18 protein-coding genes are annotated in these 20,969 nt (G+C 71.7%); 5 read left to right on the top strand and 13 right to left on the bottom strand.

Annotation, left to right across the window (positions count from 1 at the left end):
• Positions 1–8: 8 nt before the first annotated feature.
• The 3 genes from ABT300_RS04090 to ABT300_RS04080 all read left to right on the top strand — a co-directional run bounded on the left by ABT300_RS04090 (position 9) and on the right by ABT300_RS04080 (position 1,668).
• Entirely contained in the window at positions 9–422 is a 414-nt protein-coding gene (locus ABT300_RS04090) for a roadblock/LC7 domain-containing protein (RefSeq protein ID WP_037781109.1), read from the top strand.
• A 96-nt stretch (positions 423–518) separates the two neighbouring features.
• Positions 519–1,106 (top strand): DUF742 domain-containing protein, encoded by a 588-nt coding sequence (locus ABT300_RS04085; RefSeq protein WP_319277464.1) that lies wholly within the window; start codon positions 519–521, stop codon positions 1,104–1,106.
• Positions 1,087–1,668 carry a GTP-binding protein gene (locus ABT300_RS04080; RefSeq protein ID WP_026248371.1) on the top strand — a complete coding sequence of 194 codons (582 nt, stop codon included), beginning with the start codon at positions 1,087–1,089 and terminating at the stop codon, positions 1,666–1,668. Before ABT300_RS04085 ends, ABT300_RS04080 begins: the two co-directional genes overlap by 20 nt.
• Positions 1,669–1,822: 154 nt before the next feature.
• Here ABT300_RS04080 and ABT300_RS04075 read toward each other — a convergent pair whose 3' ends face one another.
• A complete protein-coding gene (locus ABT300_RS04075; protein WP_351671795.1) occupies positions 1,823–2,017 on the bottom strand; it encodes an acyl-CoA carboxylase subunit epsilon in 195 nt (64 codons plus the stop codon).
• A gap of 57 nt (positions 2,018–2,074) precedes the next feature.
• Complete coding sequence (locus ABT300_RS04070) at positions 2,075–3,679, bottom strand: acyl-CoA carboxylase subunit beta (RefSeq protein WP_351671792.1); 1,605 nt, start codon at positions 3,677–3,679, stop codon at positions 2,075–2,077.
• A gap of 323 nt (positions 3,680–4,002) precedes the next feature.
• Here ABT300_RS04070 and ABT300_RS04065 point away from each other — a divergent pair, with 323 nt between their 5' ends.
• Positions 4,003–4,614: a YceI family protein gene (locus ABT300_RS04065; RefSeq protein WP_351671789.1), complete on the top strand. Its 612-nt coding sequence runs from the start codon at positions 4,003–4,005 to the stop codon at positions 4,612–4,614.
• Between the two features lie 93 nt (positions 4,615–4,707).
• The gene (locus ABT300_RS04060; protein WP_351671786.1) at positions 4,708–5,346 is read left to right on the top strand and encodes a hypothetical protein; all 639 of its coding nucleotides are present in this window, start codon (positions 4,708–4,710) and stop codon (positions 5,344–5,346) included.
• Positions 5,347–5,434: 88 nt separating this feature from the next.
• On the opposite strand, the gene ABT300_RS04055 is transcribed toward ABT300_RS04060, so the two are convergent.
• From ABT300_RS04055 to pruA, 11 genes are all read right to left on the bottom strand, one after another.
• Complete coding sequence (locus ABT300_RS04055) at positions 5,435–6,793, bottom strand: hypothetical protein (RefSeq protein ID WP_351671783.1); 1,359 nt, start codon at positions 6,791–6,793, stop codon at positions 5,435–5,437.
• A gap of 58 nt (positions 6,794–6,851) precedes the next feature.
• Positions 6,852–9,884 (bottom strand): glycoside hydrolase family 3 N-terminal domain-containing protein, encoded by a 3,033-nt coding sequence (locus ABT300_RS04050; protein WP_351671780.1) that lies wholly within the window; start codon positions 9,882–9,884, stop codon positions 6,852–6,854.
• A 196-nt stretch (positions 9,885–10,080) separates the two neighbouring features.
• Positions 10,081–11,685 carry a citramalate synthase gene (gene cimA, locus ABT300_RS04045; RefSeq protein ID WP_351671777.1) on the bottom strand — a complete coding sequence of 535 codons (1,605 nt, stop codon included), beginning with the start codon at positions 11,683–11,685 and terminating at the stop codon, positions 10,081–10,083.
• Positions 11,686–11,970: 285 nt separating this feature from the next.
• Positions 11,971–12,567 (bottom strand): TetR/AcrR family transcriptional regulator, encoded by a 597-nt coding sequence (locus tag ABT300_RS04040; RefSeq protein WP_351671774.1) that lies wholly within the window; start codon positions 12,565–12,567, stop codon positions 11,971–11,973.
• Positions 12,568–12,576: 9 nt separating this feature from the next.
• On the bottom strand, positions 12,577–13,614 hold the full coding sequence (locus ABT300_RS04035; RefSeq protein WP_351671771.1) for an agmatine deiminase family protein: 1,038 nt from the start codon (positions 13,612–13,614) through the stop codon (positions 12,577–12,579).
• A 128-nt stretch (positions 13,615–13,742) separates the two neighbouring features.
• Positions 13,743–15,416: an urease subunit alpha gene (locus ABT300_RS04030; RefSeq protein WP_351671768.1), complete on the bottom strand. Its 1,674-nt coding sequence runs from the start codon at positions 15,414–15,416 to the stop codon at positions 13,743–13,745.
• On the bottom strand, positions 15,413–16,105 hold the full coding sequence (gene ureA / locus ABT300_RS04025) for an urease subunit gamma (RefSeq protein ID WP_351671765.1): 693 nt from the start codon (positions 16,103–16,105) through the stop codon (positions 15,413–15,415). Before ureA ends, ABT300_RS04030 begins: the two co-directional genes overlap by 4 nt.
• Before the next feature lie 177 nt (positions 16,106–16,282).
• The gene (locus tag ABT300_RS04020; protein WP_351671762.1) at positions 16,283–17,371 is read right to left on the bottom strand and encodes a branched-chain amino acid aminotransferase; all 1,089 of its coding nucleotides are present in this window, start codon (positions 17,369–17,371) and stop codon (positions 16,283–16,285) included.
• 250 nt (positions 17,372–17,621) lie between these two features.
• Positions 17,622–18,665, bottom strand: coding sequence for a 3-isopropylmalate dehydrogenase (locus tag ABT300_RS04015; RefSeq protein ID WP_351671759.1), 1,044 nt, complete (start codon positions 18,663–18,665; stop codon positions 17,622–17,624).
• 204 nt (positions 18,666–18,869) lie between these two features.
• Positions 18,870–19,001 carry a hypothetical protein gene (locus tag ABT300_RS04010; RefSeq protein WP_106971817.1) on the bottom strand — a complete coding sequence of 44 codons (132 nt, stop codon included), beginning with the start codon at positions 18,999–19,001 and terminating at the stop codon, positions 18,870–18,872.
• A gap of 315 nt (positions 19,002–19,316) precedes the next feature.
• The gene (gene pruA, locus ABT300_RS04005; RefSeq protein WP_351671755.1) at positions 19,317–20,957 is read right to left on the bottom strand and encodes an L-glutamate gamma-semialdehyde dehydrogenase; all 1,641 of its coding nucleotides are present in this window, start codon (positions 20,955–20,957) and stop codon (positions 19,317–19,319) included.
• Positions 20,958–20,969 lie beyond the last annotated feature (12 nt).

Genomic DNA, 20,969 nt, shown 5'->3' with positions numbered 1-20,969 from the left:
TGAGCCCGATGAGCCAGGCGGCACAGAACCTGAACTGGTTGATCACCAACTTCGTGGACAACACCCCGGGGGTGTCCCACACGGTGGTGGTCTCCGCCGACGGACTCCTTCTGGCGATGTCCGAAGGCTTCCCCCGCGACCGTGCCGACCAGCTCGCGGCCGTCGCCTCAGGTCTGACGTCCCTGACGGCAGGCGCTTCCCGGATCTTCGAGGGAGGCAGCGTGAACCAGACGGTCGTGGAGATGGAGCGGGGATTCCTTTTCATCATGTCCGTGTCCGACGGTTCCTCGCTCGCCGTGCTCGCACACCCCGAGGCGGACATCGGTCTCATTGGGTACGAGATGGCCCTTCTGGTGGACCGAGCCGGTTCGGTCCTGACGCCCGACCTTCGAGCAGAGCTCCAAGGGAGCCTTCTCAACTAACAAACGGACGGTGCGTTTTGGCGTCCCGAGGCCGTAGTGTTTCGGGACGCGGCTCCACGTGATGGGTGCCAGGGCACAGTCGGAGGAGGAGAGAGAGTGGCAACACCCCCAGGCGGTTCGCATTCGGGCAACTGGTCGTACGGTCCTGCCCAGGGCCAGAACGACGGTACCCAGAACCCGAACCGTTACAGCTACCCCTCCGCGCCCAGCCAGCAGCGGCCGTACACGCCTCAGGGGCCGCAGGGCCCGGGGCCGTCCCCGTACGACCAGCCGCACGCCCCGCGCATCCAGCCGGTGCAGCCGCATCGGCGCTCCCCCGAGGCGGCGCCCGCCGGCTCGTCGAACAACCCGCTGGTGCGCCCGTACGCCATGACCGGTGGCCGGACCCGCCCGCGGTACCAGCTCGCCATCGAGGCGCTGGTGCACACCACCGCGCAGCCGCATCAGATGCAGGGCCAGCTGCCCGAGCATCAGCGGATCTGCAACCTCTGCCGAGAGATCAAGTCGGTCGCCGAGATCTCGGCGCTGCTGACCATCCCCCTCGGTGTGGCCAGGATCCTCGTCGCCGACCTGGCGGAAGCGGGCCTGGTCGCCATCCATCAGCCCGGCGGCGACGAGAGCGCCGGCGGCCAGCCAGACGTGACACTGCTCGAAAGGGTGCTCAGTGGACTTCGCAAGCTCTAGCGGGGGTCCCTCCCGCTCCACCACTTCCGCGAAGATCGTGGTGGCGGGCGGCTTCGGCGTGGGCAAGACCACGTTCGTCGGGGCTGTTTCGGAGATCAATCCGCTGCGCACCGAGGCCGTCATGACGTCCGCGTCGGCGGGCATCGACGACCTCACCCACACCGGGGACAAGACGACCACCACGGTCGCCATGGACTTCGGCCGCATCACGCTCGACCAGGACCTGATCCTGTACCTGTTCGGCACGCCCGGCCAGGACCGCTTCTGGTTCATGTGGGACGACCTGGTACGGGGCGCCATCGGCGCGATCGTCCTCGTCGACACCCGCCGTCTCGCCGACTGCTTCCCCGCGGTCGACTACTTCGAGAACTCGGGTCTCCCCTTCGTGATCGCCCTCAACGGCTTCGACGGCAACCAGCCGTACAACCCGGACGAGGTGCGCGAGGCGCTGCAGATCGGCCCGGACACCCCGATCATCACGACGGACGCCCGGCACCGCGCCGACGCGAAGTCCGCGCTCATCACGCTCGTCGAGCACGCGCTGATGGCACGGCTGCGGTAGGCGTCCCCACGGCTGCCGGACTGCCCGGCGTGGACGGCCACGTACCGTCCGCGCCGGGCAGCCGGGGCCGATCGCGCGGCCCCCGCGCCCCCGGGCATGCGAAAGGGCCCCTCTCCTGGAGAGGGGCCCTTTCGTCGTAGGGGGTCGTGCGAGGTCAGTGCCAGCTGTGCGGGGCGCGGAAGCCGCCCTCGCGCTCCAGGCGGCGCCAGCCGGCCTTGTGGCGGCCGCGGCGGTCCGCAGCGGACTCGGAGGTGCGGGCCGCGGCGCGGGCCAGGAGGATCGCCGTGATGGCGGCGACTTCCTCGGGCTCGGCGTGGCCCTTCTCGACGCGGATGTCGGGAGTGTTCATGGGTCTCAGTCTCCGTGGATGAGGTTTCCGCAGGGGTACCGCGAGGGGTCCGCCGGGTTACTGCGGAGGGTTGCCGTGCTTGCGGGAGGGCAGGTCGGCATGCTTCGACTGGAGCATCGCCAGGGAGCGGATCAGGATCTCGCGGGTCTGCGCCGGGTCGATGACGTCGTCGACGAGGCCGCGCTCGGCCGCGTAGTACGGGTGCATCAGCTCGGACTTGTACTCCTTGACCATGCGCGCCCGCATGGCGTCGGGGTCCTCCGCGCCGGCGATCTGCCGCCGGAAGATGACGTTGGCCGCGCCCTCGGCGCCCATGACGGCGATCTCGTTGGTCGGCCACGCGTAGGTGAGGTCCGCGCCGATGGACTGGCTGTCCATGACGATGTAGGCGCCGCCGTAGGCCTTGCGCAGGATGAGCGAGATGCGCGGGACGGTCGCGTTGCAGTAGGCGTACAGCAGCTTCGCGCCGTGGCGGATGATGCCGCCGTGCTCCTGGTCGACGCCGGGCAGGAAGCCGGGCACGTCCAGCAGGGTGACGATCGGGATGTTGAAGGCGTCGCACATCTGCACGAACCGCGCGGCCTTCTCGGAGGCCTCGATGTCCAGCACGCCGGCCAGGGACTGGGGCTGGTTGGCGACGATGCCGACGACCTGGCCGTCCAGACGGGCCAGGGCGCAGATGATGTTGCGCGCCCACCGCTCGTGGACCTCGAGGTAGTCGCCGTCGTCGACGAGCTCCTCGATGACCTTGGTCATGTCGTACGGGCGGTTGCCGTCGGCCGGGACCAGGTCGAGCAGGACGTCGCCGCGGCGGTCGGCGGGGTCGCCGGCCTCGGAGCGCGGGGGGTTCTCGCGGTTGTTCTGCGGCAGCATCGACAGGAGGTAGCGCACCTCCGCGATGCACGTCTCCTCGTCGTCGTAGGCGAAGTGGCAGACGCCCGAGGTCTCGGCGTGCACGTCGGCGCCGCCGAGGCCGTTCTGCGTGATCTCCTCGCCGGTGACCGCCTTGACGACGTCGGGGCCGGTGATGAACATCTGCGAGGTCTCGCGGACCATGAACACGAAGTCGGTCAGGGCGGGGCTGTACGCCGCGCCGCCCGCGCAGGGGCCGAGCATCACGGAGATCTGCGGGATGACGCCGGAGGCCTTGGTGTTGCGCTGGAAGATGCCGCCGTAGCCGGCGAGCGCGGAGACGCCCTCCTGGATACGGGCGCCGGCGCCGTCGTTGAGCGAGACCAGCGGAGCACCGGCCGCGATGGCCATGTCCATGATCTTGTGGATCTTCGTGGCGTGGGCCTCGCCCAGCGCGCCGCCGAAGATGCGGAAGTCGTGGGCGTAGACGAAGACCGTGCGGCCCTCCACCGTGCCCCATCCGGTGATCACACCGTCGGTGAACGGCTTCTTCGCCTCGAGGCCGAATCCCACCGCCCGGTGCCGGCGCAGCTGCTCGACCTCCTGGAAGGACCCCGGGTCCAGGAGCAGCTCGATCCGCTCCCGGGCGGTCAGCTTGCCCTTGGCGTGCTGCGCCTGGGTCGCCTTCTCGCTCGGACCGGCCAGAGCCTGCGCACGGATCTCGTGCAGCTCGGCCACGCGGCCGCGCGCGTCCGTGGGCTCCGACGGCTCCGCGGCCTGTTCGCCCGTCGTCTCTTCCAAAACGGTCATGTAGCGACCTTACGAAGCCCGCCAAGGAAAGGGAGACGTCGACTCCGTACAGTCTCCGGAGCGTTTTCCTGGTACCACCGAACAGAACCCGGCGGGTGTGCAGCCGTTCCGACTGCTCAGAGGGCCTGGCGCTTGTAGGTGTCGCACAAAGACCAGGCGTGCGATCCGCCTCACATCCAGGGTGCGCGACGCGCTTCGGCTTCGGCCGGTCGGGTGATGCCGGGAGTTCGGCGGCGTCCGCGGAATAGGTCCGCGACCGCCCGCGTTGAGAGTCATTGAAGGTTAAACAAACTGGATCTTCCCCCGTCCCCAAGGAGCATCCCATGAGCATCTTCGGCCGCAAGAACACCGACGACTCCGCCGCTGCCGCCGCCGCCGCCACGGCGAGCCCCGAGCTCGCAGCGCTGACCGGCACGTACACGATCGACCCGGCGCACTCGACGATCGGCTTCGTGGCCCGGCACGCGATGGTCACGAACGTCAAGGGCAAGTTCAACGACTTCAGCGGGTCGCTGCTGCTGGACGGCTCCGACCCGTCCCGGTCCACCGCCTCCATCGACGTCAGCATGGACAGCATCGACACCGGGTCCGCCGACCGCGACGGCCACCTCAAGAGCGCCGACTTCTTCAAGACCGACGAGTTCCCGGCGATGACCTTCCGCTCCACGAGCGTCGAGTCCGCGGGCGGCGACGACTACCGCGTCACCGGCGACCTGAGCATCCTCGGCGTCACCAAGCCGCTCACCATCGACCTGGAGTTCAACGGCGCCGCGAAGGACCCGTTCGGCAACGAGCGCGTCGGCTTCGAGGGCAAGGCCGAGATCCTGCGCTCCGCGTGGGGTCTGACCTGGAACGCGGCGCTGGAGACGGGCGGCGTACTGGTCTCGGACAAGATCAAGCTGAACTTTGACATCTCGGCGATCAAGAACGCGTAAGCGCTTGACCCGATACGGAGGAAAACGGTGGAAAGGGGCCGGAAGCGAAGAGCTTCCGGCCCCTTTTTGTGCCTTGTGTCACAGTCACGAGGTATGAGCACCAGGACCGGACCCCAGCACTACCCCGGAGCGAACCGCGACCACTGGTACCAGGACGACTTCGGCGGCGACCGCATGGAGGTCAACGTCGTCGTCCTGCACACCACCGAGGGTCGCTCGCTGCCCGACTACCAGGGCGGCTCCGTCGCGCCCAACCTGACGGCGGCGCCGGACTTCGCCGCCAGGAAGCTGAAGTGGTACCAGCACTTCGACATCGACATCTCCTCCCGCGCCCTGGCCAACCTGCGCGGCGGCGTCGAGACCAACACCCTGAACGTCTGCCAGGTGGAACTCGTCGGCACCTGCGATCCGAGCCTGCACGCCAAGTGGACGGCCCGCGGCCAGGCGCACGTCTACTGGCCGAAGGCCCCTGAGTGGGCGCTGCGCGCCGTCGCCCAGTACCTGGCCTGGATGAACATCCACCACCATGTGCCGCTGCGCGGTCCGGCGCTGTGGCCCGCCTACCCGAAGTCGGCCGGGAACGGCGGCGGCCAGCGCATGAGCGGAGAGCGCTGGAACGCGTTCAAGGGGGTGTGCGGACACATGCACGTCCCCGAGAACACACACGGCGACCCGGGCGCGATCGACTTCGACGGCCTGCTGGGCTTCGCCAAGGCCGCCGCGCAGGACTGAGCACGCCTCGACGGGGCCCGGCGGCCGGCTCGCGTCCCGCGACGGCGGCCGCCGGGCGGCGCGGGATCCTGCGCCGGGACCGCCGGGATCAGAACCCTCCGCCGAAGTCGCCCCCGCCGCCCCCTCCGAAGTCCCCTCCCCCGCCGCCGAAGCCGCCGAAGTCTCCGGGGTCGAAGTCGGCCCCGGAGACGTCGCCGCCGTCGTACCCGCCGCCGCCGAGGTCGCCGTACCCGGCGCCGTAGTCGTGGGCGTAGGACGGGGTGGCCATCATGGAGCCGAGCATCGTGCCGACGAGGAGACCGGGCAGGATGCCGCCGCCGAAGTAGCCGCCCGCCCAGGGGCCGTAGGCCGGGCCCGCCTCCCAGTACGGGCGGCGTCCGTAGTCGCTGTCGACCTCGCGGATCACCGGGTCGCGTCCGTCGGCCAGCCGGGTCGCGTCCGCCGCGCACACCGGGACCTCGCGCGTGGCCCCGCCGGGCGGCGTCCAGGCGGCGTCGCCGACCGAGGGGCCGTGGCGGGGGTCGAAGAAGCAGGGCGGACGGCGTTCGGGCAGCGGCCGGCCCTCCCGGCGGGCGGCGAGCGCGGCGAGGGAGAAGCGGCCGTCCTCCAGGGCCTGGGTGACACCGCGGACGTCCTCCGGCCGGACGGCCGCCGCCATGGCCGACTTCGCCTGTTCGTAGGCGTCGAGGGAGCGTTCGTAGTCGGCGCGCATGGCGTCGTCGGCGCCCGGCTCCGCCGGATGGAAGTCCAGCCGGTCGAGTTCCTCGCCGAACGCGGTGATGTCCTCGTCCACGACGACCCGCAGCCGGTCGAGGGCGGCCCGCTGTTCGGCCGCGCGCCGCCGGCGGTTGCGGCGCACCAGCGTGTACGCGCCGGCCCCGCCCGCCGCCAGCACGACGCCCGCCGTGATCAGCGCGGTCTGCGAGACCCCGCCGCCGTCGTCCCGGGAGCCCCAGCTCGCGGGAGCCGAACCGCCCATGTTCAGCAGGGCGCGGTCGGTGAAGTCGGTCAGCTGCGTGCGGGCGTCGCTCTCCCCGCGGACGCTGGTGACCAGGTTCTGGACGGCCGTGCGGGAGAGCACCGAGGAGTCGGCTCGCGCGTCGAAGCGGTCGCCGAGGCGGATCGCGTACGCGCCGGTGACTCCCGTGGCGGCGCGCAGGTCCGTGAAGAGGTCCGCCGTGGGGTATCCGGCCGGCAGGACGGCGATGAACAGCGGCTTGCCGGCGGACTCGATCCGCCGCTGGAGGGCGTGCGCGTCCGCCTGGGACAGCTGGCCGCTCGCCCCGGGGTCGACGTAGACCGGGCTCTCGCGCAGGGCCTCGGCGACGGCCGACACGCTGGTGGCCGCGTCGGCGCGCGGAGCGCCCGCCGTCAGCAGGGCGAGGACGGCGAGCACGAGCGCGGCCACCGGGGAGAGGGGGCTCCGGGCCGTTGACACGACCTTCATACCTCGAAACTACCCGAAGCCCACCAAACCAGTCGGCTGTGCGCGAGGTCGAGCGGACTCAGGCCGCCCGGTACGCCTCCGTCAGCTTCTCCACCGCCGCCCGGTAGCGGCCGGTCAGCAGCAGACGGTCCGCCTCGGCGAAGGGCTTCGAGACGCCGGCCGTGAGGTTGCCGCCGACCTTCTGCTGGACGATCAGCCGGGCCCTGGTCACCGCGGCCCGGCCGGCCGCGTCGGAGCCCGCGCGCTCGGCCGCGGTCGCCGCGAGGCGGAGCGCCCCGAGGCCGGCCGCTGCGCCCCGCGGGGTCTGGGCCAGGGTCGTCAGACCCCAGCCGAACGGGTACTGCGGGTCGTAGGCCGTGTCGCCGACGTTGATCGGCACCTGGGCCCCGGAGCGCGGCCAGGTGACGGGGAGCTGCCCGGTGAAGGCACGCCGGCCGTAGAGCACGTCCGCCACGCCGTCGCCCTCGGTGCCCGGGAGCCAGCTCGCGACCAGGGCGTCGATCTGTCCGAGCCGGTCGCCGATCAGCTGCGGACGTCCGGAGACGACCAGGACCGCGCACTTCATCGCGGCGCAGACCTTGTCGACGGCCGCCCGGTCGGCGGGGCTCAGCTCCAGGTCGTGGCCGTTGCCGACGTCGCCGACGCCCTCGGCGTACGGCGTCTCGCCCACCACGACCACGCCGACGTCGTGGCCGGTCAGGGGTGCGGAGGCGTCCTTGGAGTACGTGATCGGCCCGCCGCCCGCCCTGCGCATGCCCTCCAGGATCGTGGTGCCGGGGGCGATGTCGCCGGACGCGCCCTGCCAGGTGATCGTCCAGCCGCCGGTCTGGTTGCCGATGTCGTCGGCGTTGGAGCCGGCCACGTAGACCTTCTGGGTCCTCTTCAGCGGCAGTACGCCGCCGTCGTTCTTCAGCAGCACCTGCGAGGCGGCGGCGGCCTCCCGGGCGACGCCCCGGTGGGCGGCGGAACCGATGCGAGAGGCGCCGCTCGTGTCCGCGTAGGGCTGCTCGAAGAGACCGAGGCGGAACTTCTGGGCGAGGATGCGGGAGACGGCGTCGTCGAGCCGCCGTTCGCTGACGCGGCCGGCCTTCACCTCGGCGATCAGGGCGGCGCTGTACTCCTTGTATCCGTAGGGGACCATCATCATGTCGACGCCGGCGTCGACGGCGGTGCGCACGCGTGCGGCGTAGTCGCCGGGCAGCTGGTCGATGGCGTTCCAGTCGCTGATCACAAAGCCGTCGAAGCCCATCCGGCCCTTCAGGACGCCGGTCAGCAGGTCGGCGCGGGCGTGCATCTTCACCGGGCCGCGGCCGTCGCCGGCGACGTCGAGGGAGGAGTACGACGGCATGACCGTGCCCACGCCCCGGTCGACCGCATCCTGGTAGGGCGCGAGGTGCACAGCCTCCAGCTGCCGCCGGGTGACCTCGGTGACGCCCTGGTCGATGGTGTACGTGCCGGTGGTCGAGGAGCCGTACGTCGTGCCGCCGTCGCCGACGAAGTGCTTGGCGGTGGCCAGGACCTTGTCGTCGTTCTTCAGGTCACGGCCGTCGCGGGCCCCCTGGAGGCCCTGGATCACCGTCTCCATGGACTTCACGAGCGCCGGGTCCTCGCCGAAGGCCTCGTAGGAGCGGCCCCAGCGTTCGTCGCGGGTGACGCACAGGCAGGGCGCGAAGTCCCAGGGGACTCCGGTGGCCCGGACCTCGGCGGCGGTCACCGCGCCGGTGCGCTGGGCGAGGCGGGGGTCCCGGGTCGCGCCGATGCCGATGTTGTGCGGCATGACCGTGGCGCCCGACAGGTTGTTGTGGCCGTGCACCGCGTCGACGCCGTAGATCAGCGGGATCTGCAGGCGGGTCGCCTGCGCCCGGAGCTGGAAGGCGTCGATCATCTTCGCCCAGGCCTCGGGGGTGTTGGGCGTGGGGGTGGAGCCGCCTCCGGAGAGCAGCGAGCCGAGGGCGTAGCCGGCGATGTCGGCGGGGGCGGTGATCGCGCCGCGTTCGGCCTGGGTGGTCTGACCGGCCTTCTCCGCGAGGGACATCCGCGAGAGCAGGTCCTTCACCCGCTGCCTCACCGGCAGTCCGGCGTTCAGGTACGGCAGTCCGTGCGCGTCGACGACGACCTGCGGGGTCTCGGCGGGCGGTTTGGCGCCGGTGACGGTCAGCTGCAGCGGGACGGTCTCGGCGGCCTCGGCGGTGCGGTCCTTCAGGGTCGGGATCCTGATCGTGCGGGAGGCGCCGGAGGCGGTGCCCGCGGGGAAGGTGACCGAGCCGGAGACCGGGGTGTAGTCGGCGCCGGCCGTCGCGGTGCCGCCGGCGGTGCGGTAGGCGACGGTCACCGGCTGGTCGACGGGGGCCGCGCCGGTGGTGGCGAGGGTGACGCGGACGGCGGCCGCGGCGCCCTCCTTCACCGGGTACACGGCGGCGTCGGTGGTCACGGACGCGCGCAGCGACTGGTCGGCCCGGCCGTACAGCTCCACGCCGTCCATGGCGAACCCGCCGCCCGCGCCGGCGGGGAGGGTGACGGCGTAGCCCCACATCTGCGTGAGGCCGAGGACCTGGTCGATGCCGCCGACGGGCTGGTAGTCGGTGCGGTACGCGAAGTCGGAGAAGGGGATCTCGATCCGCTTCCAGCCGGTGAAGTCGTCGGTGAAGGAGGTCGTCCACAGCTCGGACGCCTCGCCGTGGGCGCCGCCGTCCTTGATCTCGAAGCCGACCTTGGCGCCGGTGCCGCGGCCCTCCCACCAGAACCGGATGCCGCGGTGGGCGGACCAGTCGTGGGCGGGTGCGGTCGCGGCGTAGTCGTGGGTGAAGCCGCCCCAGCCGCTGATCGCGTAGGCGCCTTCGAGGACCTTCTGCCCGTCGGGGGCGTCGGGCCGTTCCGCGAGCCGCAGCGTGGGCGGGTCGTCGGCGTCGCTCCCCCAGGTGAAGATGCCCTCGGCGGGCTGGGCGGCGAACGGCACCTCGCCCTCGAAGCGGTCGACGGGGGTGGGCGCGGGGTCGTCGGCGGCGCGGGAGGCGGCCGGCGACAACAGGGCGGCGAACAGGGCGGTGGAGACGAGCAGGGCAGTTCTCGGTACGGACCGATCCCTTGGCATGGACCTTCCCTCGGCTCTCGGGTCGCTGGGGCACGTCTGACATGTCGGGCGCGTCTGGCACGTCGGGCGCACGATTCACTCATGGCTTAGATCACGCCGTGAGTTAAATGGCGTCGCACACCGCCGTCAAGACGTCCCGTCAGGACAACGGGGCGCCCCGGCCCTCCTGCCCGGCCGGGGCGCCCCGCTGTCCCGGTCACTCGGCCGGCGTCACGCTCGCCCTGAGCAGTCCGTACGTGTACGCGTCCTCCAGGGCCTGCCAGGAGGCGGCGATCACGTTCTCCGCGACGCCCACCGTGGACCACTCCCCCGCGCCGTCCGTCGTGGAGATCAGCACGCGGGTGGTGGACTGGGTGCCGTGGACGCCCTCGAGGATGCGGACCTTGTAGTCCACCAGCTCGAGCTTGGCCAGCTGCGGGTAGAGCTTCTCCAGCGCCACCCGCAGCGCGCGGTCGAGGGCGTTGACCGGGCCGTTGCCCTCCGCCGTGGCGACGATCCGCTCGCCCTTGGCGTACAGCTTGACGGTGGCCTCGTTGGCGTGGCTGCCGTCGGGGCGGTCCTCGACGATGGCCCGCCAGGACTCCACCTCGAAGTACTTCAGCGGGCTGCCCTCGACCTCGGCGCGCAGCAGCAGCTCGAAGGAGGCGTCCGCCGCCTCGTAGGTGTAGCCCCGCAGTTCGCGCTCCTTGACCCGCTCGACGACCCGGCCGACGAGTTCGCGGTCGCCGCCGAGGTCGACGCCGAGCTCCTTGCCCTTGAGCTCGATCGAGGCGCGGCCCGCCATGTCGGACACCAGCATCCGCATGGTGTTGCCGACCTGCTCGGGGTCGATGTGCTGGTACAGGTCGGGGTCGACCTTGATGGCCGAGGCGTGCAGGCCGGCCTTGTGGGCGAAGGCCGAGACGCCGACGTACGGCTGGTGCGTGGACGGGGTGAGGTTGACGACCTCGGCGATCGCGTGCGAGATCCGGGTCATCTCGCGCAGCCGGCCCTCGGGCAGCACCTTCTTGCCGTACTTCAGCTCCAGGGCCGCGACCACCGGGAAGAGGTTCGCGTTGCCGACCCGCTCGCCGTAGCCGTTGGCCGTGCACTGCACGTGTGTCGCGCCCGCGTCCACCGCGGCCAGGGTGTTCGCCACCGCGCAGCCGGTGTCGTCCTGGGCGTGGATGCCGAGCCGGGCGCCGGTGTCGGCGAGGACGGTGGAGACGACCGCCTGCACCTGCCCCGGAAGCATGCCGCCGTTGGTGTCGCACAGCACCACCACGTCGGCGCCCGCCTCGGCGGCGGCCCGCACGACCGCCTTCGCGTACTGGGGGTTCGCGCGGTAGCCGTCGAAGAAGTGCTCGCAGTCGACGAAGACCCGGCGGCCCTCGCCCTTCAGGAAGGACACGGTGTCGCTCACCATGGCGAGGTTCTCGTCCAGCGTGGTGCGCAGCGCCAGCTCCACATGCCGGTCGTGGGACTTCGCGACCAGGGTGATCACTCCCGCACCCGACTCCAGCAGCGCCCTGACCTGTGGGTCCTCCGAGGCCTTCGCGCCGGCCCGGCGGGTCGCGCCGAAGGCGACGAGCTGGGCGTTCCTGAACTCGATCTCCTCCTGCGCGCGGGCGAAGAACTCGGTGTCGCGCGGGTTGGCCCCGGGCCAGCCGCCCTCGATGAAGCCCACTCCGAAGTCGTCCAGGTGACGGGCGATGGCCAGCTTGTCGGCGACGGTGAGGTTGATGCCCTCACGCTGGGCGCCGTCCCGCAGGGTGGTGTCGAAGACGTGGAACGAATCGTCGAGTTCGCTGGTTGCGGTCATGGTCTCAAGACTCCTGTGTTGGACCTCGGTCGTTACCGGAATGACCGGCTCCACCATCCCCCCATGCTCCCTCGCGCTCTCGCTCCCGGCTGTGGGTGGGCCAGAAAAGCGAAAAACCCCTCGCGGGTGCGAGAGGTCTGCGCGCGGGTCGAGGACGACGAGGGCCGCCCGTACCTGGTCGTACGTGGCGGTCACTGCGGACCGGCGCGCCTGCTGCCAATAATCGTGGCGAACGAGAGCACGGAGGCAGTCTGGCACAGGCCGCCCGGCGGTTCACGGCGCGTCTCAGGATGCGAGCAGCGCCGTATCGAGGAACTCGCCGACGTGCCCGAGCGCCTGCTCCCGTCCCGCGCCGCGCAGACCGATGGCCACGTGGATGGAGAAACCGTCGAGCAGCGCGCGCAGCCGGGCCGCGAAGCGGTCGGGGTCGACGGGCCGGAACTCGCCCCGCGAGACCCCCTCGGCGAGCAGGGCGACCAGGTCGCGGTGCCAGGCGCCCTCGATGGCGGCCTGCCGGTCGCGGGCCGCGTCGTCGGCGTTCTGCGAGCGGTTCCACACTTCCAGCCAGAGCGTCCAGTGCGGGTCACGGTGACCGTCCGGGACGTACAGGCCGACGTACGCGTCGAGCCGTTCGCCCACGGAGCCGGGGCGCGCGAGCAGCCGGGCGCGCTCGGCGCCGAGACGGCCCTCGCTCCACTCCAGGGTCTGCAGCAGCAGTTCGTCCTTGGACTGGAAGTAGTAGAGGAGGTGTCCGCTGCTCATGCCGACCTCGCGGCCCAGCGCCGCCATCGTCAGCTTCTCCAGACCCCGCTCGGCGATCATCGCCATGGCGGCGGCCAGGACGTCCTCGCGGGGCGGGGCGTTCCTGCGCGCGCGTGGCATCCGTGGCTCCTAGATCGTGGGCTGCTGCTGGGTGACGCAGTGGATGCCACCGCCGCCGGAGAAGATCGTACGGGCGTCGACCAGGGTCACCGTCCGCTCGGGGAAGAGCCTGCGGAAGATGCCGGCGGCGATCTCGTCGCGGGGGTCGTCGAAGGCGCAGAGCACGACCGCGCCGTTGCAGAGGTAGTGGTTGATGTAGGAGTAGTCGGCCCAGTGTCCGTCGGCCTCCAGGGCGGTGGGCGCGGGCACCTCGACGACCTGCAGGCGGCGGCCCCGGGCGTCCGTCTGCGCCTTCAGCAGGGCGACGGTCTCCCGGGTCACCTCGTGGTCGGGGTGCGCCGGATCCGGCTGGACGTGGGCGACGACGACCCCGGGGCGGGCGAACGCAGCGACGATGTCGACATGGCCGAGGGTGCCGAAGCCGTGCGGGGGGTAGTCGCCGGTGAGGCCGCGGGGCAGCCAGATCGCCTTGCGGGTGCCGAGCATGGCGTGGATCTCGGCCTCGACGTCCTCGCGCGTGCGGCCGGGGTTGCGCTCGGGGCCGAGCTGGACGGTCTCGGTCAGCAGAACGGCGCCCTCTCCGTCGACGTGGATCGCGCCGCCCTCGTTCACCAGGTCCGAGGCGTACCTGCGGGCGCCGGCGAGGTCGGCGACGTGCGCGGCGATCTTCGCGTCGTGCTCCCAGCGGGCCCACCCCTGGGCGCCCCAGCCGTTGAACGTCCAGTCCACGGCGGCCAGTTCACGGCCGTTGGTCAGGAACGTGGGTCCGATGTCGCGCATCCAGGCGTCGTCGAGGTCGCGCTCGACCGTCTCCACGCCCGGCCCGAGCAGGGCGCGCGCGTGCGCCGACTGCCCGGGCCCGCACACCATCGTCACCGGCTCGAAGCGGCGGACGGTCCGGGCCACCGCGGCCCATGCGGTGCGGGCGGCGGCGAGGTCGTCGGGGTCGTCGAAGGTGGGGTTGGGGCCCGGCCAGGCCATCCAGGTGCGGGCGTGCGGCGACCACTCGGCGGGCATGCGGAAGCCGTCGGCGGCGGGTGTGCTCATGTCCGGGTCCTTGGAGGAAGTCAGAGGAAGTCAGAGGAGGTCAGAGGAGGTCAAGAAGTCAGGGGAGGGCAGCGGACGTCGGTGGACGTCGCCGGACGTCGGCAGCCGTCAGCGGCCGTCGGGGAGCGTCAGAGGAAGTACAGGCGGTTGAGGGAGACGGATTCGGCCGGTTCGGAGCGCAGCGGCTCTCCGTCGAGGGTGACCAGGCCGGTGCGCGCGTCGACGTCGACCGTCCCGGTACGGGAGTTCAGGCGCAGGTCGGCGGGGCCGATCCCGCGGGTGCCGTGCACGGCGACCCGGCGACGGCGGGTCGGCATCCGGTCGTCGCCGCCGTCGAGGGCGGCCCGGGCCACGAAGGCGACGGACAGCTCGGCGGGCGTGGCGCCGTGCGCGCCGAACTGCGGTCCGAGGACGAGCGGTTCGCAGGTGTCGGTGGCGGCGTTGGGGTCGCCGACCACCCCGTAGGCGGGGAAGCCGGACTTCAGCACCAGCTGCGGCTTGGCGCCGAAGTACTCGGGCCGCCAGAGCACGATGTCGGCGAGCTTGCCCACCTCGATCGAGCCGACCTCGTGCGACAGCCCGTGGGCGATGGCCGGGTTGATCGTCAGCTTGGCGATGTAGCGCAGCACGCGCTCGTTGTCGTGGCCGTCGTCCGGCGCGCCGAACTCGGCCTTCATCTTCCCGGCCATGGCGAACGTGCGGCGGACCGTCTCGCCGGCGCGGCCCATGCCCTGCGCGTCGGAGGAGGTGATGCCGATCGCGCCCAGGTCGTGCAGGACGTCCTCGGCGCCCATGGTGCCGGCGCGGATGCGGTCGCGGGCCATGGCGGCGTCGCCCGGCAGGTCGGTCTTGAGGTCGTGGACGGAGACGATCATGCCGTAGTGCTCGGCGACGGCGTCCCGGCCGAAGGGCAGGGTGGGGTTGGTGGAGGAGCCGATGACGTTCGGCACGCCGGCCATCTTCAGGACGTTGGGGACGTGCCCACCGCCGCAGCCCTCGATGTGGAAGGCGTGGATGGTCCGCCCTTCCAGCACGCGCAGGGTGTCCTCGACCGACAGGCACTCGTTCAGCCCGTCGCTGTGCAGGGCCACCTGCACGTCGTGCTCCTCGGCCACCCGCAGCGCCGCGTCCAGCGCACGGGTGTGGGCGCCCATGTCCTCGTGCACCTTGAAGCCGCAGGCGCCGCCCTCGGCGAGCGCCTCGACGAGCGGCGCGGGGGCGGAGGAGGAGCCCCGGCCCAGGAAGCCGACGTTGACCGGCCAGGCGTCGAAGGCGTTGAAGGCGTGCCGCAGCGCCCAGGGCGAGTTGACGCCGACACCCCACACCGGCCCGAACTCCTGGCCGATGACGGTGGTCACCCCGGAGGCGAGCGAGGCCTCCATGATGCGCGGGGACAGCAGGTGGACGTGGGTGTCGACGGCCCCGGCGGTGGCGATCAGCCCTTCGCCGGAGACGATGGAGGTGCCGGTGCCCACCACGACGTCGACGCCGTCGAGGGTGTCGGGGTTCCCGGCCCGGCCGATGGCGTGGATGCGGCCCTCGCGGATGCCGATGGACGTCTTGCGCACGCCCTGCACGGCGTCGATCACGACGACGTTGCTGATCACGACGTCGCACGTGACGCGGACCGCGGCGGCCTTGAGGTGCAGTCCGTCCCGGGCGGTCTTGCCGAACCCGGCGAGGAACTCGTCGCCGGGGCGCTGGGAGTCGGACTCGACGCGCACGACCAGCCCGGAGTCCCCGAGGCGGACGCGGTCGCCGGCCCGCGGGCCGTGGGTGGCGGCGTAGGCGTGCGGGTTCATCGCGAGGTCCCTTCGTGTGCGCCCAGGTAGCCGCAGGCGGCCGCCCTGCGCAGGGCCTCTTCCCTGGCGCCCGGCGCGTCCAGGGGTCCGTCGACCAGGCCCGCGAAGCCGATCGCGACGCGGTCGCCGCCGATCGGCACGAGCCCGACCTCGGCGCGCTCCCCGGGCCCGAAGCGCACGGAGGCTCCGGCGGGGACGGCGAGCCGCATCCCGTAGGCCTCGGCACGGGCGAAGGCCAGCCGCGGGTTGGCCTCGAAGAAGTGGAAGTGGGAGGTGACGGAGACGGGCACGTCGGCGGTGTTGGTGACGGTCAGCCGCACCTGCCGTCCGGGCTCGGCGTACCCGGGTCCGGGCAGCAGCGCGCCGGGCGCCTGCTCGCCGAGGCCGCCGCCGATCGGGTCGTGCACCACCGCGAGGCGTGTGCCGTCCTCGAAGACCGCCTCGACGTGCACCTCGGTGACGACGTCGGCGACGCCGGGCAGCACGTCGTCGGGCCCGAGGACGGACCGGGCCCGGGCGATCGCCTCGGCGAGCCGGACGCCGTCCCGGGCGGCCTCGCACACCGTGTCGGCGACGAGGGCGGTGGCCTCGGGCACGTTCAGCCGCAGCCCACGGGCCCGTCTCGCCCGGGCGAGCTCGGCGGCGCCGAAGAGCAGCAGGCGGTCGCGTTCGGTGGGGGTGAGTCGCACCTTGCCTCCCTCTGTTCGAGCGCCACTCTAGACTCTTCACCGGCTTGATCAGAAGGCCTTCAAGACTACTTTCGAGCAACGTTCAAACTATGGGCGGGACGGGTCCCAGGAACAGCGCAGGGCCGCCCCCGGTCGGGGACGGCCCTGGATGGAAGAGCGGGTCGAGAGGCGGGTCGACTAGCCCAGCCGGTGCATCCAGCCGTGCTTGTCCTCGGCCGTGCCGCGCTGGATGTCCAGCAGGGCCTGCCGCAGCCTGAGGGTGACCTCGCCCGGCTCGCCGCCCGACTGCTGCCACTCGACGCCGGTGCGCTTGACCGTGCCGACCGGGGTGATCACGGCGGCGGTGCCGCAGGCGAAGACCTCCGTGAGGGCGCCCTCGGCGGAGTCCTGCTGCCACTGGTCGACGGAGACACGGCCCTCCGCGGCCTCGTAGCCGAGGTCGCGGGCGACGGCGAGGAGGCTGTCGCGGGTGACGCCCTCCAGGATCGAGCCGGTGAGGGACGGCGTGACGATCTTGTCGCCGTACACGAAGTACAGGTTCATGCCGCCGAGCTCCTCGACCCACTTGCGCTCGACCGCGTCGAGGTAGCAGACCTGGGCGCAGCCCTGCGCGGCGGCCTCGGCCTGGGCGAGCAGCGAGGCGGCGTAGTTCCCGCCGGTCTTGGCGTCGCCCATGCCGCCGGGGACGGCGCGCACGTGGTCCTCGGAGACCCAGATGGAGACCGGCTGCACACCGCCGGGGAAGTAGGCGCCGGCGGGCGAGGCGATGACCAGGAAGAGGTACTCGTTGGCGGGCTTGACGCCCAGCCCGACCTCGGTCGCGATCATGAAGGGCCGCAGGTAGAGGGACTCCTCGCCGCCGTGCGCGGGCACCCAGTCCTTGTCCTGGGCGACGAGCGCGTCGCACGCCTCGATGAACGTCTCGACGGGCAGCTCGGGCATGGCGAGTCGGCGGGCGGAACGCTGGAAGCGCTTGGCGTTCTGGTCCGGCCGGAAGGTGGCGACGGAGCCGTCGGGGCGGCGGTACGCCTTGAGGCCCTCGAAGATCTCCTGCGCGTAGTGCAGGACGTTGGTGGCCGGGTCGAGGGGGATCGGCGCGTACGGAACGAGCTGGCCGTCGTGCCAGCCGCGGCCCTCGGTCCACTTGATCGTCACCATGTGGTCGGTGAAGTGGCGTCCGAAGCCGGGGTTCGCCAGGATCGCCTGCCGCTCGGCGGCGGAGGTGGGGCTGGCGGAGGGCTTGAGCTCGATCGTGGGCGTCGTCATGAGTGGTTGTCCTTCACCGGTTGTGTAGTGACGGGCCGCGCTCACGTCCGTACGGCCGGTGGCCGGTGGTAGGACGTCCGAGCATTCCCTCATACCGCGGCTCCGCGTTCGATTATCGCAAGAGCGGGACGAGGGCCAAAAAACGGCGTGATGGCGACCCAGGGTTGATGGTGACACCCGGCGGGGGACATGCGGAAGCCGCCGGGCGCGCTTGCGACCCGGCGGCTTCGAGGCTCTCGAGCGGCGCGGGTCAGCCGGCTACTCGTACGGAGAGCGCGTCGCCGATCTCGGAGGTGCTGCGCGCGGGCAGCGAGCCGCGCTCCCCGAGGTCCGCGGAGACGGCGTCCTCGATGCGGACGGCCTCCGAGTCGTAGCCGAGGTGACGCAGGAGCAGGGCGACGGACAGGACCGTGGCGGTGGGGTCGGCCTTGCCCTGGCCCGCGATGTCCGGGGCCGAGCCGTGCACCGGCTCGAACATGGACGGGAACTCGCCGGACGGGTTGATGTTCCCGCTGGCGGCGACGCCGATGCCGCCGGAGACGGCCGCGGCGAGGTCGGTGATGATGTCGCCGAAGAGGTTGTCGGTGACGATGACGTCGAACCGCGCCGGGTCGGTGACCAGGTAGATGGTGGCCGCGTCGACGTGGATGTAGTCGGTGGCGACGTCGGGGAACTCCTCGGCCACCTTGTTGAAGACGTTCGTCCACAGGTGACCGGCGAAGGCCAGCACGTTGTTCTTGTGGACGAGCGTGAGCTTCTTGCGCGGACGGGCCTGGGCGCGGGCGAACGCGTCGCGGACCACGCGCTCGACGCCGAACGCCGTGTTCACGGAGACCTCGGTGGCGACCTCGTGCGGGGTGCCCTTGCGGATCGTGCCGCCGTTGCCCGTGTACGGGCCCTCGGTGCCCTCGCGGACGACGACGAAGTCGATCTCGGGCTGACCGGCCAGCGGGGTGGCCACGCCGGGCAGGAGCTTCGACGGACGCAGGTTCACATGGTGGTCGAAGGCGAAGCGCAGCTTGAGCAGGAAGCCCCGCTCCAGGACGCCGGAGGGGACGCTCGGGTCGCCGATCGCGCCGAGCAGGATCGCGTCGTGCTGCTTGAGCGCGTCCACGTCCGCGTCGGTGAGGGTCTCACCGGTGGCGTGGTAGCGGCGGGCGCCGAAGTCGTACTCCTTGGTCTCCAGCTTCACGTCCGGCGGGAGGACGGCGGAGAGGACCTTGAGACCCTCGGCCACGACCTCCTGGCCGATGCCGTCACCGGGGATCACTGCGAGATTGAGGCTGCGAGACATGCGGGAACCCTACTCCTCGTCCCAGGTGATGACACGGACTGTCCGTCATCCGGACAGCGGCGTGGCGGTGCGCACCCGGCGGGGACGAGGCGGGGCGAGCGGGGGCGGCGGGAGGCGGGGTGCGGCGCGGGGTCCGAAGTCCCGTTCGGAACGCCCGCGCCGCGCCCCGCGCAGGTGCGGCTCCCGGACTGCGGGGCGACCGGCTCAGTGGCCGGTCTCGCCTCCGTTGTCACGGCGGTCGAGGGCGCGCTGCAGAGCGGCGGCGGCGTTCTTGCGATCGGACTCGGTCGTACGGGAGACGTGGCGGACTCGGCGGCGGACGGTCGTCTCGGCCATGGGAAATCGACTCCTTCGAAATCCAGGGAGTGCCTGAGGGGAGACGCCGGAAGGGGCGGGAGAGCGGACGCAGGGGTTTCCTGCACGGGGTCCGGCTCACGACCGCCATTCGCTTGGTCGAGCGAGACGTTCGGCTCCTACAAAGCTAAGCGAGGAGCGCGCGCCTGTCTCTACAACTACTCGGACTTCCTACTATCTGAGACGGCACGGCCCCGCGGGTGCGCCGGACGAGCGACGGAACGCCGAACGGGCCGGTCCGCGGAGGACCGGCCCGTTCGGGCGCCCGGGCGTGCCGGGCGGGTGTGCTGTGCGCTGTCAGCCCATGTGGGGGTAGGTGTAGTCGGTCGGCGGGACCAGCGTCTCCTTGATGGCGCGGGTCAGGGTCCAGCGCATCAGGTTCTGCGGGGCGCCGGCCTTGTCGTCGGTGCCGGAGGCGCGGCCGCCGCCGAAGGGCTGCTGGCCGACGACGGCGCCGGTCGACTTGTCGTTGATGTAGAAGTTGCCGGCCGCGTAGCGCAGCTTCTCCATCGTGTGCGCGGCGGCGGCGCGGTCGTTCGCGATGACCGAGCCGGTGAGCGCGTAGTCCGAGACCGACTCCATCTGGGTCAGCATCGCGTCGTACGCGTCGTCCGCGCTGTCGTCGTAGACGTGCACGGCGAGGAACGGGCCGAAGTACTCGGTCGTGAAGACCTCGTTCTCCGGGTCGGTGCACTCGACGACGGTCGGGCGCACGAACCAGCCCACCGAGTCGTCGTAGGCGCCGCCCGCGACGATCGTGCAGGTCGGGTCGGCCGCGGCGCGGTCGATGGCGGCCTTGTTCTTGGCGAAGGACCGCTCGTCGATGACGGCGCCGACGAAGTTCGACAGGTCGGTGACGTCACCCATCGTCAGGGAGTCGACCTCGGCGGCGAACTCCTCCTTGAAGCCGGAGTTCCAGATCGACGCCGGGACGTAGGCCCGGGAGGTCGCGCTGCACTTCTGGCCCTGGTACTCGAAGGCGCCGCGGGTGAGGGCCGTCTTCAGCACGGCGCGGTCGGCGCTCGGATGGGCGACGACGAAGTCCTTGCCGCCGGTCTCGCCGACCAGACGCGGGTAGGTCCGGTACTTCTCGATGTTGGCGCCGACCGTCTTCCACAGGTGCTGGAAGGTCTTCGTGGAGCCGGTGAAGTGGATGCCGGCCAGGTCACGGTGGTTCAGGGCGACCTCGGAGACCTCCAGGCCGTCGCCGGTGACCAGGTTGATGACGCCCTTGGGCAGCCCGGCCTCCTCGAGCAGCCGCATCAGCAGCACGGCGGCGTGCGTCTGCGTCGGGGACGGCTTCCACACGACCACGTTGCCCATCAGCGCGGGCGCGGTGGGCAGATTGCCGGCGATCGCCGTGAAGTTGAACGGCGTGATCGCGTAGACGAAGCCCTCGAGCGGGCGGTGGTCGAGCCGGTTCCACACGCCCGGGGAGTTGGCCGGGGGCTGCTCGGCCAGGATCTGGCGGGCGTAGGCCACGTTGAAGCGCCAGAAGTCGACGAGCTCGCAGGGGCAGTCGATCTCCGCCTGCTGGGCGGTCTTCGACTGGCCGAGCATGGTGGACGCGGCGAGCGTCTCCCGCCAGGGGCCGGCCAGCAGTTCGGCGGCGCGCAGGATGATCGCGGCACGGTCGTCGAACGACATCGCGCGCCAGGCGGGCGCGGCGGCGAGGGCCGCGTCGACGGCGTCCTGCGCGTCCTGGCGGGTGGCGTTGGCATAGGTGCCGAGGCGGGCCTTGTGGCGGTGCGGCTGGACGACGTCGAATCGCTCTCCGCCGCCCATCCGGCGCTCGCCGCCGATGGTGCAGGGCAGGTCGATCGGGTTGTCGGCCAGTTCCTTGAGCTTGGCCTCCAGCCGGGCCCGCTCGGGCGAGCCGGGGGCGTAGCCGTGCACGGGCTCGTTGACGGGGGTGGGGACCTGGGTCACAGCGTCCATGAGGTCGGTAAC

Origin of the sequence: Streptomyces sp. NPDC001027 (assembly GCF_040299045.1) — a bacterium.
Taxonomy (GTDB): Bacteria; Actinomycetota; Actinomycetes; order Streptomycetales; family Streptomycetaceae; genus Streptomyces.
Note: the sequence above shows the minus strand (reverse complement) of the source record. Positions and strands in the feature narration are given on the sequence as shown.

Coding starts and splice junctions, on each gene's coding strand:
- ABT300_RS04090 (WP_037781109.1), top strand. CDS start 9: ATGAGCCAGGCGGCACAGAACCTGAACTGGTTGATCACCAACTTCGTG.
- ABT300_RS04055 (WP_351671783.1), bottom strand. CDS start 6,793: ATGAAGGTCGTGTCAACGGCCCGGAGCCCCCTCTCCCCGGTGGCCGCG.
- ABT300_RS04040 (WP_351671774.1), bottom strand. CDS start 12,567: ATGCCACGCGCGCGCAGGAACGCCCCGCCCCGCGAGGACGTCCTGGCC.
- ABT300_RS04065 (WP_351671789.1), top strand. CDS start 4,003: ATGAGCATCTTCGGCCGCAAGAACACCGACGACTCCGCCGCTGCCGCC.
- pruA (WP_351671755.1), bottom strand. CDS start 20,957: ATGGACGCTGTGACCCAGGTCCCCACCCCCGTCAACGAGCCCGTGCAC.
- cimA (WP_351671777.1), bottom strand. CDS start 11,685: ATGACCGCAACCAGCGAACTCGACGATTCGTTCCACGTCTTCGACACC.
- ABT300_RS04015 (WP_351671759.1), bottom strand. CDS start 18,665: ATGTCTCGCAGCCTCAATCTCGCAGTGATCCCCGGTGACGGCATCGGC.
- ABT300_RS04050 (WP_351671780.1), bottom strand. CDS start 9,884: ATGCCAAGGGATCGGTCCGTACCGAGAACTGCCCTGCTCGTCTCCACC.
- ABT300_RS04030 (WP_351671768.1), bottom strand. CDS start 15,416: ATGAACCCGCACGCCTACGCCGCCACCCACGGCCCGCGGGCCGGCGAC.
- ABT300_RS04020 (WP_351671762.1), bottom strand. CDS start 17,371: ATGACGACGCCCACGATCGAGCTCAAGCCCTCCGCCAGCCCCACCTCC.
- ABT300_RS04070 (WP_351671792.1), bottom strand. CDS start 3,679: ATGACCGTTTTGGAAGAGACGACGGGCGAACAGGCCGCGGAGCCGTCG.
- ABT300_RS04010 (WP_106971817.1), bottom strand. CDS start 19,001: ATGGCCGAGACGACCGTCCGCCGCCGAGTCCGCCACGTCTCCCGTACG.
- ABT300_RS04035 (WP_351671771.1), bottom strand. CDS start 13,614: ATGAGCACACCCGCCGCCGACGGCTTCCGCATGCCCGCCGAGTGGTCG.
- ABT300_RS04075 (WP_351671795.1), bottom strand. CDS start 2,017: ATGAACACTCCCGACATCCGCGTCGAGAAGGGCCACGCCGAGCCCGAG.
- ABT300_RS04060 (WP_351671786.1), top strand. CDS start 4,708: ATGAGCACCAGGACCGGACCCCAGCACTACCCCGGAGCGAACCGCGAC.